Below are 11963 nucleotides of genomic sequence, written 5' to 3'. Positions count from 1 at the left end.
AGGAATGCATAAATAATCAGGGCAAATTGTAGAGGAGGACAGGTTCTTGAATAAGAGAATGATAGTCAGTGGTATCGTAGCAGTATTGCTGGGAGGAGGGCTGGTCTGGGCTGCGGATCGGGAAGAAGACAGCGGCATCTCCGGGTGGGAGACGATGGACACCTCTATGGCGCTTGCGGTTGGCGGAGCGAATACAGAGGAACCACTTCCCGCTGGAAAGAGCGGCAAGTCAGCTGCGCTGCAGGGTGAGGTCAGTAAAGAGGGGATTGGAGTAAACGGAGGAGCCAAAAAAGCCGGAGCAGCAACACAGGCTGGTAATACTACAGTTACTGGAGCCGGGGCGGACAGCGCTCCAAATGCTGCTGACCCCGCTGGAGGAGCCGCATCTCTGGATAATAGCGGGACAGGAGAGGGCAAGGTGGCGGCAACGGCGGGCACACAAACAGCTGGGACCACTGCAGTCGCAGGCGGAGAGGGTATCCCATCGGCACAAGGCGCAGCTTCCACGGGACAAGCTAATGAGAAGACGGAAGGGAAAATCAATGTGAACACCGCCGGAGCCGCAGAGCTTATGGATTTGCCGGGAATCGGCGAGAAGAAGGCGCAGGCGATTATTGATTACCGCAGCAGCAAGGGGGCTTTCCGCAGCTTGTCCGAACTAGGAGAGGTGAAGGGGATTGGACCAAAGATGCTGGAAAAGCTTGAGCCTCTGGTAGTCTTTTGAAACGGGAGATGCGTTTCCGGAGATGAGGAGACTGTTCTCCTAGTGAAAGCAAGCTGCAATATGCTACAATAGTGAACAACTATTGAAGAGAAAGCGGAGATTACTGATGAGTGTGGCCTATCGCAAAAACTGGGATACATATTTTATGGATATTGCCTGCATGGTTTCTACGCGTTCGCGTTGCAACCGCCGCCATGTCGGTGCTGTGCTGGTGCAGGGCAAGAAACTGCTGGGTACCGCGTATAACGGAGCGCCCATGGGAGTTCCTGACTGCTCGGAGGCGGGCTGCATGGTCTCCGAACAATATGAGCGGGAGATCGTAGACGGTGTGGAAACGATGGTGAAGAAGCAGCGCTGCATCCGCACGATTCATGCCGAGCAGAATCTGCTGCTGTTCACCGACCGGAGCGACCGGGAAGGAAGTACGGTCTACGTCACCGATGAGCCTTGCTGGACCTGCGCCAACATGCTGGCCAACAGCGGTATTGTGGAGATTGTCTATTTGCGCCCATACCGCAAGGATATGGAGAAGGTAGAGAATATGCTGACCACCAAAGGGATCATATTCCGTCAATTGGAGAATTATGAGCCACCGGCAGAAACGATGATCACCGTCTCGGAGTAACAGAATCCATGCGAAATTAAATGAGTAAAGGGGAAGAACCTCTGTATGCGCGGATGTACGCGTATGTTGGGGTTCTTTTTGTTGTCCGGTTAGTTCAGAAGGAGGGAAAGGAATGAAGGGAAGGCCGTTGTTAGGGTTTACAGTCTGCTGGATCACAGGAAGTGCTGCAGCCTGCCTGTTCTCGGGCTACAAGCTGCTGATTCTGTGGGCAGGCTGTCTGCTGCTGCTCGCGATCTATGCGGCCTATGGGAAATTGGGCTGGAAGCAGCTTGCTGTATTCGCAATATCACTTGCTGTCGCCGCCCTGTATTGGGAGTGGAATGAAGGCCGCAATGTCAGTCAGCTGCCAGAAGCGCTTGCATCGCAACCGGCAGAGCTGCAGGAGAGTAATGTGGAAGCCGAAGGCATGATTGTGTCTCCTGTGGAACGGGACGGGGACCGGGTGGGTTTTACGCTGAAGTTGTCACAGATACGGAGCAATACAACCGGACAGACTGCCGCACAGGTGGAGGGGGAGCTTGTCGCCGTTCAGATCAAGCTCCAAGCTGAAGCGGAAATTGCCGTGGCCGCCAATTGGGCAAGAGGAGACCGGGTGATGCTGGCGGGTGAACTGGTACTGCCGGCGGAGGCGCGTAACTTTGGAGGCTTCGATTACCGGGCTTATCTGCATACCCAAAGAATCCACTGGCTCCTGAAAGGAAGCGGGGCCGGAAGCGTGGAGGCTACACCTCCAGAGTCTTGGGGAGCTTCAACCCTGCTGCGCTGGAATGATGCGGCGCGTCTTGTGCTTGGAGCTGAAATGGACCGCTTGTTCCAGGACCGGCATTCGGGATATATGAAAGGGCTGGTGATCGGAATCCAGGACGACCTGGACCCGGAGACCTTCCGGCAGTTCTCACAGCTGGGATTGACCCACATTCTGGCGATATCAGGCATGCATGTGGCGGTGTATGTTGCAGTGCTTTTATTTATCCTCAGGCATTGCCGGGTAACAAGAGAAACGGCGCTGACTGTCACGCTACTTCTGGTTCCTGTATATGTGCTGTTATCCGGGGCAGGGCCGTCAATTGTGCGGGCGGGACTGATGGGCATGATCGCGCTCCTTGCCGCGCGGCTTGGGATGCTCAAGGACGGACTGAATATTCTAGCCGCTGCGGCACTCATTATGCTGGTCTGGAACCCGTATTTGCTGCTAAGTGTCAGCTTCCAGCTGTCATTTCTGGTGACGGCAGGTTTGATGGTCTATGTGCCGCTTGCCAATCCTTTGATGAAGCGTCTGCCGAGCTGGCTGGGAAGTTCCATATCGGTAACCCTGATCGCCCAGCTGGTTTCCTTTCCCCTGACGATTTATTACTTTAACCAGATTTCGCTGCTGTCCTTTGCTGCAAATCTGGTGCTGGTGCCCTTCATCACTTTTTTGGTACTGCCACTGGGAACATTGGCTCTCCTGCTGGGCTGGTTCTGGGCAGGTGGTGCAGGTGTGGTTGCAGATGCTGCCGAGCTGCTGAATAATGCCACCTTTGGAGCGGTGGAATGGGTTAACGGATTCTCCGGCGGGGTACTGATCTGGCGCTCACCTACACTGCTGTGGATTTGCGGCTATTACCTCCTGCTGTACGGGCTGCTGTTCGCCTTGAAACAGCGGGCAGGGGCATATGCACGGGAGATTCCGCAATATATGGAGGATGAAACCAGGCCGCTGGCCGAACTGTCCCCGGAAGGCAACGGCAATGGCAAAGGAAGAAGCCGGGAACGCGATGCCCTGGCGCTATCCTTCCAGCCCCGGGGCCGAATGGGACTGGCCGGATCTGCGGTTCTGATATGTGCTGCCGGGCTGTTGCTGCTGCTCTACAGGGGCTATCATGCAGTGAGCCATGAGGGTGCGGGAGCCATCAGTTATCTGGATGTCGGGCAAGGTGACAGCATCCTGATAACAACCCCCGGCGGGGCGCATATTCTTGTTGATGGAGGAGGGACGTTGAGCTTTGGGAACAAGGAGGAATGGCGCATCCGCCGTGATCCCTTTGAGGTTGGAGCGAAGACATTGCTCCCGTTGCTGAAGCAGCGCGGCATCCATCGTCTGGACGCCGTTATTTTGACGCATGGTGATCAGGATCATGCCGGGGGACTGCAGGCGGTGCTGGAGGGAATGCCTGTGTCGGCTGTGCTGTTCAATGGCACGCTGGCTGAGCGTGAGCCTTACAGGAAGCTGATGAGGACCGCTATTGCGAAGAAGGCCCGGCTTTACGCTGTGCAGCAGGGGCTGATGCTGGCTCCGGATGATCAGACGAAGCTGTTTTTTCTGTGGCCGGAGCCGCAGCAAACTGACGGGCAGTCCTTACTTCCGGCAGTGGAAGACCAGAACCACGAATCGGTGGTGTTTCGTCTGGAGATGAACGGACGTAATTTTTTGTTTACCGGAGATATGGATAAAGCGTCGGAGCAGGCGGTAATTCTGGCAGCAGAACAGACTGGACTAGACAGCGGTGCGAAGATCGATGTACTAAAGGTTGCCCACCACGGAAGCAAGACTGCGACCGGAGCTGAATGGCTGGAATTCTGGAGGCCTGCTTTTGCTGTGGTTTCAGCAGGTGTCAATAATCTGTACGGGCATCCGAACGGCGACGTATTGCAACGTTTGGCGGAATCGAATACTGTGGTGTACCGGACTGATTTGCATGGGGAAATTCAATTGAAGGTGCAACAGGAGGGGATTGCAGTTCGCCATAAGCTTAGGACAGAGCAGGAGGAACAGCCAACACCGGAGAAGGAGAAACGATGATTTTCCTGCTTTTAAGGAGGGGCTTATAAAGGGATAAAGGCAAACTGCGGCAAATTATTAATTTTAGAGGAAAATGATGGAACCATTTGTGCGCTGGAGAGTCTTATTGGGCGAGAGGTGATTACAAAGATGCACAGCGAGAAATTGTCCTATACAATGGCGTGTACACCGTCAATGACGCTGCGGGAAATGATGGAGAGTTATGGCTCCGATGTCTGGCACTATGCTTTTTTTCTGACACGCAGCCGTGAGCAGGCGGATGATATCAGTCAGGAGGTCTTCTTGAAAGCCTATCGAAATATAGGCAAATATCGCGGCCACTCGACGCTGAAGACCTGGCTGCTGACCATCACCCGAAATACGGCATTCAGCTGGCGAAGGAACAGCTTCTGGCGAAGGTTCATTCCGCTGGGTGAGCAGCATACTCCCGGCCAGGCGCGTTCTGCGGAAAAGGAAGCGATGGGCAACCAGTATGTCAGCCGGATTTGGGAGATTGTTATGGAATTGCCCGATAAGCACAGAGAGGTGCTGGTGCTTGATATCCAGCAGGGGCTGTCGATTGCTGAAATATCCAGAATGCTTGGTATAGCGGAGGGGACGGTCAAATCCCGCTTGGGCCGGGCCAGAGAGAAAGTAAGAACGGCGATAAAGGAGGAAGAACTGTGAAAAGCCAGCACTCAGATAAAGAGGGAAATGTCATGTTCGGCGCGCAGGACTGGTACGCCAAGGCCGGGCGCATTCCCTTTCATGATGACGGATTCACACCGGAACTGATGGCCCGGATACAGCAGGCCGCCGATAATCAGCCTGCGGGCAAGCGGATTTTCCGTTCCGGTAAAAGCTTTGCCATGGCGGGATTGGCTGCAATTCTGCTGTTCGGGGTTTTGGTTTGGCCGTTCAGCGAATCGGGCGCGGGGAGATACATGGATCAAGTGTCCTCTCTGTTCAGCAGCAGCACAACTGCCGAATTGCCGCCATCAGCTGTTTCAGCTTCTCCTTCAGCAGCTTCGCAGACATTTAATCCGCCTATAGGCTCTGCAGAGTTTGAAATTGGCGGCCAGAAGTATTACATGCCCCTGCCGCTGGACCGGAACAAGGCACTGGCTTATGCAGCCGAAACCTCGCAGGGAATCATTTGGTCACCGCCACCGCCAATGGTGAACTACATGAAGCCGAAGTACAAGCACAACACGGAGCCGTACAGCCTCTATTTGACACCCAAAGGCCACGCGGAGTTGTCGGCTGAGACAGCCCAAAGAGTATACACTTTCCCGCTCTACGCCGGTGGTGCGCAGTCGTATTATGAACTGGGCGGAATCTATGGTGCCGGTGACTATATCCTGATGACAAACGGCACATACACAGTAGGTGAGCCAAGGCTGCGTTCCGAGGCCAAGCTGTCTGTAATTAACGTCAAAGATGCGGCTGACGGGGGGGCTGTAGTACCTTGGGATCTAATGACCTTGAAAAAAGAACCTGCTGAGTACAAATCTTTTATCGCTGTCAATCCGCAGGAGGAAGAGCTGCTGCAAGTGTATTATGTTGAAGACGGAAAGGGAGGTTATACTGCCCACAATAAGCTTTATGATATCGATACAGGCAAGGTGCAGATTCTGGAAGGCACCATCAGCGTGGATGAACAAGTTACAGATGCCCAAATAAACACATCTTTTACGGATAGCAACATCAATACGTTAAAGAAGAGATGGATATTGACCGCGCATTATGAAGTACAGGGCGAGAAACGGTCAACGGAAATCACCTTGGTGTTTGGAGAGCATTGGTTATTTGATTGACGGGAACAAGAATACGGGATAAACATGGATCCCATGAAATGAAAATTCATCTTCTTCATCTTTCTGCTCTGATCGATTACTAGATAATTTACTAAAAAAAAGCTATACTTTTTGATAATATCAGAAAGTACAGCTTTTTTGCTGCTGCTCTCTGACTGTTCGTGAATAACAAGTATTTTTCTATGAGGAAGAGTGGAGCGGAAAAGATGAAGAAGCTGACAATTGAAGATGTTGCCCAAAAGGCGGGAGTGTCGAAAAGCACGGTCTCGCAATTTTTGAATAAACGGTTTAAATATATGAGCGAGGCGACCAAAAACCGGATTGCTGCCGTCATTGAAGAGCTGAATTATCAGCCGAACGGGCTGGCCCGCAGCCTGAAGCAGAACCGCACGTTTATGGTCGGTGTCATTGTGGCCAATATAGATTATTCGCTGTCGATTCAATGCATCAGGGCAATTGAGAATGAGCTGCAGCGCCACGGGATACAAGTCATTATCTGTAATGCCGATGAGAATGCCGATAAGGAAAATACTTACGTGGAGACGCTGGTGGCCCGCCAGGTGGACGGCCTCATCATCTTCCCGACAGGAGACAACCCTTCCGCCTATACCCGGCTTATCGAAGCCCATTACCCGCTCGTATTTATGGACCGGCTGGTGGAAGGGGTCACTACGCAAAGCCTTCTGCTGGATAACGAAATGGCGGTGAAGACCGCAGTCAAGGAACTGGTGCGGTATGGCCATGAGGCGATAGCCCTGCTCTCGCTGCCGCTCGGAGAGCATGCCATTACGCCGCGCAGGGAACGGATGAGCGGCTTCAGGAAGGCGATGGAGGATGCCGGGCTGGCGCTGAACGAACAGTATATGCGCAGCGTCCCAAGGGAAGAAATAGCTTCAGCTCTGGATGCGCTGCTCGCTCTGCCGCAGCCGCCGACAGCGCTGCTTGCAGCCAATGACCTTGTGCTTGGGGAAATTCTCAAGTACGCCAACCGCCACTCCATTACCATTCCCGGCCGGTTGTCCGTCATCGGCATTGACGATGCCGAGTTTGCCCGGATTTATAACCCGGATATCACGACCATCCGGCAGCCGGCCTATGAGATGGGGATGCAGGCAGCCAAAATCATGCTGTCTTTAATTGAGAACGAGGATACTTCCGTTCCGATCACCTACCGGTTTCCTCCCGCACTCCAGCAGGGGCAGTCCGTACAAGCACCGGCTAAATAAAACGGTTTATAAAGCATTGTTAATCACAATCTGATCTGTGCAGCCTCACAATGAAAAGCCCTACACAGTCCCTTTAAGACTGTGTAGGGCTTTTCATTCAGTTATTTTACAGTCAGCGGGTATTTGCCTAATTACACGCTGGCGTTCATAAACTTTTCCAGCCCGTCCCGTGTAGGCAGTCCGTCCATATCACCTGGCGACATCACAGCCAAAGCGCCGATGGCATTGCCTCTCTTTACTGCTTCCCCTACCGGCAGCTGCTCCAGCAGCGCGCTGATTACGCCGACGGCGAAGCCGTCACCTGCACCTACGGTATCAACAACCGTTTCTACCTTAAAGCCATCGACATAACCTTCTTCTCCGCCGGAGGTTTTGTAATATGCGCCTTCAGGTCCCAGCTTGATCACGACCAGGGATACGCCCCGATCCAGGTAGTAGCCGGCAATATCCTCCGGTGTGTCCAGTCCGGTCAGAATCTTGCCTTCCCCAAGCCCTGGCAGGAACCAGTCACAACGTGTCGCCAAGTCGTTGATTGTACTAACCATAGTCTCCTTGTCCGGCCATAACGTGGGGCGCAGATTGGGGTCAAGAGAGACGGTTTTTCCGCTCTTTTTCATAAATTCCATGGCATGCAGGGAGAACTCATGACAGGTCTTTGAAAGTGCAGAAGAGATGCTGGTGACATGCAGGTGACCGGCGGAAGCGAAATATTCTTCACTGAAGTCGGCCAGACTCAGCTTGGAGGCTGCGGAATTTTTGCGGAAATACTCCACCTTCGGATCACCGGCCAGTACCTTGGATTTGATTAGCATGCCGGTCGGGAATTCCTTGGTGTACGTAATACTCTTCGTATCAATTCCCTCTTTCTCCAGCGCTAAGGCAATAAACTGGCCGAAGTTGTCTTCACCAAGCTTGGTGACATAGCCAGTCTTGTGTTCCAGGCGCGACAACCCGGTCGCTACATTGCTCTCTGCCCCGGCGAGCGCCTTGGAGAATGAAGTGGCCTCATGCAACGGTCCGGCCTCATTAGCATAAAACATCGCCATCGGTTCACCGAATGTGACTGCGTTCAATGGTTTGCTCATGGATAATTCCTCCTCAGGGTAATGATCTAAGCCCTGTATAAATGATTTGTAATTTGAAATTATCATATAAATCGGTTTTGTACAATAAGTTATTACGCTTTCATCGTAGCCTGTATAGATAATTTAATATTGTATATTACATAAATCCTTTATTTATAAGCATTTTGTGACTGAGACAAAGAATTAATTCGTTATTCACATAAATATATATTGACTGTAGACAGCATTGTTATTACTATTTTCATATAAGGTTTTGAGCTGATGTTAGTAAATTAGATAAATTAATTTATCTAAAGAAGTATTTCTTACATCCTATATTCGAATGAAGAAAGGGAGTTAACCGATGAAGAAAATAAAAGTATTGCAAAACATCACATCCGTTGGCGTAGTTGCCGTTATCCGTGCGGACAATGCCGATGATGCTTACCGGATGTCTGCCGCCTGTATTGAAGGCGGACTGAACAACATTGAGGTAACCTTTACTACACCGGATGCCGATGTGGCAATTAAACGGCTGGTAGCCGATTTTGGAGGCCGTGCTGTGATTGGTGCAGGCACGGTGCTCGACCCGCTTACCGCAAGAATCGCTATTCTCGCAGGCTCGGAATTTGTGGTCAGCCCTTCCTTCGAAGAAGAGACGGCGAAGATGTGTAATCTATATGGGATTCCCTACATGCCGGGTTGCTTGACGCTGAATGAAATGAAGGAAGCGCTCAAGCTGGGTGTGGATGTTCTGAAGCTGTTCCCGGGCAGTGCATTTGGACCGGATTATATCAAAGCGGTCAAAGGTCCGATGCCGCATGTCAATATCATGCCGACAGGCGGCGTGGATCTGAACAATATGGAGAAATGGATTGCAAACGGCTGCATCGCTGTAGGCATTGGCGGCAACCTTACCGCCCCCGCCAAGCATGGCCGCTATGATCAAATCACCGAGCTGGCTGCCCAGTATGTAGCCAAGTTCAAGGAGATCAAGGGCATATAAACCTTGAAATCCCATATGGTACAAAACAGAAGCCGTTCGACCGGGTACTTGCCGGCCGGACGGCTTTTGTCGTTCTTTTCAAAGCTTCATTGTATAGAACAGGGACAAAAACAATAAACTGTAGAGTAGAGAGCGGCGTTATAATTTAGTTTGCCGGGAGTGAGTTGGATGTCTGCCTATAACAATAAGCTGCTAAGCCCAGCTACTGAGGATGACGCGCAGTATGTCTGTATTAAATGTAGCAAGCATGGCTGCAAGGTGACGGTGGGCCGGATTTACAGGCTGGAGCGAAACTACAACAACCCGCAGCTTTTTGTGGGCGGTGAAATCTATATTGTGGATGATGAGCAGAAAGACAACTATTCCATTTTAATGCTGTGCCAAACTGTCTTGTATAAATAGGACGTAATGATTGCCAAATACATAGATTTAGCGTCAGCCCCACTCCGTGGGGCTATTTTGTTTCAATTTTGTAACGAACTTCTATAAAAGAGTATTTGAAGATTCAGTGCTTCCCCTGTATGCTTAGTAAGGATTATAGACCGTTCCGGTGGAAGCTAAGGGCTGAAACCCTAGCGTCCGGAAAGACGTAATAAACAAAGTTTGGTATCCTAAAAATAATGATTACAGGCTTGCAACAAATCCGCAGTCTTGCGCGTCAGTAAGATTGCATAGAGAGGGGGAACCTTCGTGGTGGAGCAGGGACTCATCAGAGCCGCTCAAGCGGGCGATCGCGACGCTCTAATCACCCTATTGCGAGAAATTGAGGGACATGTATATAAAACAGCCTTCTATATTCTGCATAATGAACAGGACGCTCTGGATGCATCACAGGAGGCACTCATCAGAGTGTATACCAAAATTGGTTCATATGAAGAGAAGGCACAGTTCAAAACATGGGTTCAGCGGATCGTTACCAACATTTGCATCGACAAATTCAGGAGAACAAAACCTACAGTTTCAATTGATGAACACGAAATGGTGTTTCAGGACAATAAACATAATGTGGAGCGCGAAGTGATGTCCGCCTATTTGCAGGAGGATATCCGTGAAGCGATTGACCAGCTCCCTGAGCATCACCGCACCGTGATTGTACTGCGATATTTGCAGGATTTTTCTTACAACGAGATAGCAGACTGTTTGGATTTGCCTTTGAATACAGTGAAATCTTACCTGTTCCGGGCAAGGCAGCAGCTGCAGAATAGACTTCAGGAGTACCAGAAAGGTGGTGTATCAGGATGAAATGCGCGGAGGTGATGGAATGGATGCACCGCTACTTGGATCATGATCTCAGTCAGGACGAGATGATTGAAATGTTCAGTCATATTGATGATTGTTCTTCCTGCGCGGAAGTCTTTGACCGGCTGAAGATGCTCTCCCAGCAACTGGAGCAGCTGCCGGACGTGAAACCCCCATTCAGTCTGGTTGACTCAATCCTGCCTCAGCTTGATCAACTGGACCTAAACATCCAGGGGAAAAGCACAGACGCGGTAAGCCCTGAAGAAGATTCAAAGGTCGTGCCTTTTTCCCGCAAGAGCACCCATGGCAAAGCTTCCAAGGGAGCTTCCCTGGCAGCGCGGACAGGCATAGGAGCTGCTGCGGCAGCGGTTATCCTGCTTATTGCTATGTTTAATATGCCGGGCAGCATGCCGACGGCGGATGTGGAGCAATCGCTGCAACAGACAGCTGAGAACAACGCCGGCAATGATGCCCCGAGCATAATGTCCTCGGCAGCTACGGATTCCGCTGAGGAGGATGCTGGACCGGGTGAGAGCAAGCAAGAGGTGAAGAACTCCGAGAAAGTGGATCCTACTTCCGCTGGCGGGGGCCAGAATACCGGCGGCGGTGCCGCACCGGCAGAGACTGCTGCTGCTCCAACCGCAGAAGCAACGGATAAAGCTCCTGCCATGACCAAAAAGTCTGGATCAGATAAGCGGACTACAAGCAGGAAAGGCACTACCGGAACAGCAACTCCGGCACCCGGGGCTGCGGATAGGGACTCCAAAAGCAGCAATAACATGGAATTGGACGAAGGCGGGGATCCGGCAGCAGCCGACAGCCAGGAGTCTCTGGATGCCTCCCATGAGCCCGGGGCGGGGGAAGATAGAAATATGGGCTTTTCTGCTCTCAAAGCCCAAGCTTCGTGGACCTCACCCGATGGTCTCTACACAGCTGAACTGGCCGAACAGCAGCTGGTAATTTATAAGCTTCCTTCAAACGGACCAGAGCAGGAACGGACGGTCCTGACCTCACTTCCACTGGAAGGAGCATGGGTTTCCGGGTACTGGTCGGCGGACGGACTGCAGTTCTCCTATGTGACTGAGCAGAACGGCGCTGAAGTAGCCAATGTATATACAGTTCCTGAAGCCGGTGCCTCTGCCTCACCGGCAGCATCACCGGATCCTACGCCGGTAGCTTCACCTGCTGTTACCCCGGACGCGGCAACGTCCAATAAATAATTGCAGAGTGGAACTTTTTGAGAGCTAGTGGAATATGCTATGGTAAGAGGACAGGAATTTCAGGATTTGCGAGTTTCATCGGTATGACCGTCGGAAGGGAAGTTTCTAGAGCTTTTCCTTCCGTCGTTTATATAGATGCGCCGCTGAAACGGAGCAACTTTGGTCAATGCTGCCGAAGTTGCTCCGTTTTTGCATGTCATGCTGCAGGAAACTTGGACGGATAGAGAGAAAGACGCCTATGTTTATAGCTGCTTTTTTGTTAAAATATAAAAATGTATTGG

At 51.6% G+C, this 11963-nt stretch carries 11 protein-coding genes; 10 read left to right on the top strand and 1 reads right to left on the bottom strand.

The annotated features are described in order from the left end of the window. Positions 1–46 precede the first annotated feature (46 nt). The 6 genes from NSS79_RS26880 to NSS79_RS26855 all read left to right on the top strand — a co-directional run bounded on the left by NSS79_RS26880 (position 47) and on the right by NSS79_RS26855 (position 7153). On the top strand, positions 47–724 hold the full coding sequence (locus tag NSS79_RS26880; protein ID WP_342436859.1) for a helix-hairpin-helix domain-containing protein: 678 nt from the start codon (positions 47–49) through the stop codon (positions 722–724). 106 nt (positions 725–830) lie between these two features. Continuing rightward, the gene (locus NSS79_RS26875; protein ID WP_038595511.1) at positions 831–1349 is read left to right on the top strand and encodes a dCMP deaminase family protein; all 519 of its coding nucleotides are present in this window, start codon (positions 831–833) and stop codon (positions 1347–1349) included. Between the two features lie 112 nt (positions 1350–1461). Further along, positions 1462–4131, top strand: coding sequence for a ComEC/Rec2 family competence protein (locus NSS79_RS26870; protein ID WP_342436858.1), 2670 nt, complete (start codon positions 1462–1464; stop codon positions 4129–4131). A gap of 129 nt (positions 4132–4260) precedes the next feature. After that, positions 4261–4797 (top strand): RNA polymerase sigma factor, encoded by a 537-nt coding sequence (locus NSS79_RS26865; protein WP_342436857.1) that lies wholly within the window; start codon positions 4261–4263, stop codon positions 4795–4797. Continuing rightward, positions 4794–5927, top strand: coding sequence for a hypothetical protein (locus NSS79_RS26860; RefSeq protein ID WP_342436856.1), 1134 nt, complete (start codon positions 4794–4796; stop codon positions 5925–5927). Before NSS79_RS26865 ends, NSS79_RS26860 begins: the two co-directional genes overlap by 4 nt. A 206-nt stretch (positions 5928–6133) precedes the next feature. Then, the gene (locus NSS79_RS26855; RefSeq protein WP_342436855.1) at positions 6134–7153 is read left to right on the top strand and encodes a LacI family DNA-binding transcriptional regulator; all 1020 of its coding nucleotides are present in this window, start codon (positions 6134–6136) and stop codon (positions 7151–7153) included. A 131-nt stretch (positions 7154–7284) separates the two neighbouring features. Here NSS79_RS26855 and NSS79_RS26850 read toward each other — a convergent pair whose 3' ends face one another. After that, the gene (locus NSS79_RS26850) at positions 7285–8238 is read right to left on the bottom strand and encodes a sugar kinase (RefSeq protein WP_342436854.1); all 954 of its coding nucleotides are present in this window, start codon (positions 8236–8238) and stop codon (positions 7285–7287) included. Positions 8239–8581: 343 nt separating this feature from the next. Here NSS79_RS26850 and NSS79_RS26845 point away from each other — a divergent pair, with 343 nt between their 5' ends. The 4 genes from NSS79_RS26845 to NSS79_RS26830 all read left to right on the top strand — a co-directional run bounded on the left by NSS79_RS26845 (position 8582) and on the right by NSS79_RS26830 (position 11682). Then, a complete protein-coding gene (locus NSS79_RS26845; RefSeq protein WP_342436853.1) occupies positions 8582–9223 on the top strand; it encodes a bifunctional 2-keto-4-hydroxyglutarate aldolase/2-keto-3-deoxy-6-phosphogluconate aldolase in 642 nt (213 codons plus the stop codon). A 168-nt stretch (positions 9224–9391) separates the two neighbouring features. After that, on the top strand, positions 9392–9625 hold the full coding sequence (locus NSS79_RS26840; RefSeq protein WP_038595504.1) for a hypothetical protein: 234 nt from the start codon (positions 9392–9394) through the stop codon (positions 9623–9625). 288 nt (positions 9626–9913) lie between these two features. Beyond that, positions 9914–10465, top strand: a complete 552-nt coding sequence (locus tag NSS79_RS26835) for a sigma-70 family RNA polymerase sigma factor (protein ID WP_038595503.1) — start codon at positions 9914–9916, stop codon at positions 10463–10465. Continuing rightward, positions 10462–11682, top strand: a complete 1221-nt coding sequence (locus NSS79_RS26830) for a zf-HC2 domain-containing protein (RefSeq protein WP_342436852.1) — start codon at positions 10462–10464, stop codon at positions 11680–11682. Before NSS79_RS26835 ends, NSS79_RS26830 begins: the two co-directional genes overlap by 4 nt. Positions 11683–11963 lie beyond the last annotated feature (281 nt).

This window comes from Paenibacillus sp. FSL L8-0436 (assembly GCF_038593025.1).
Lineage (GTDB): Bacteria > Bacillota > Bacilli > Paenibacillales > Paenibacillaceae > Paenibacillus_AQ.
This window is presented reverse-complemented; position numbering and strand designations above follow the sequence as displayed.

Bases quoted from the DNA above. Each gene is read 5' to 3' on its own strand.
- NSS79_RS26875 (WP_038595511.1), top strand. From the start codon at position 831: ATGAGTGTGGCCTATCGCAAAAACTGGGATACATATTTTATGGATATT.
- NSS79_RS26870 (WP_342436858.1), top strand. From the start codon at position 1,462: ATGAAGGGAAGGCCGTTGTTAGGGTTTACAGTCTGCTGGATCACAGGA.
- NSS79_RS26865 (WP_342436857.1), top strand. From the start codon at position 4,261: ATGCACAGCGAGAAATTGTCCTATACAATGGCGTGTACACCGTCAATG.
- NSS79_RS26855 (WP_342436855.1), top strand. From the start codon at position 6,134: ATGAAGAAGCTGACAATTGAAGATGTTGCCCAAAAGGCGGGAGTGTCG.
- NSS79_RS26850 (WP_342436854.1), bottom strand. From the start codon at position 8,238: ATGAGCAAACCATTGAACGCAGTCACATTCGGTGAACCGATGGCGATG.
- NSS79_RS26845 (WP_342436853.1), top strand. From the start codon at position 8,582: ATGAAGAAAATAAAAGTATTGCAAAACATCACATCCGTTGGCGTAGTT.
- NSS79_RS26840 (WP_038595504.1), top strand. From the start codon at position 9,392: ATGTCTGCCTATAACAATAAGCTGCTAAGCCCAGCTACTGAGGATGAC.
- NSS79_RS26830 (WP_342436852.1), top strand. From the start codon at position 10,462: ATGAAATGCGCGGAGGTGATGGAATGGATGCACCGCTACTTGGATCAT.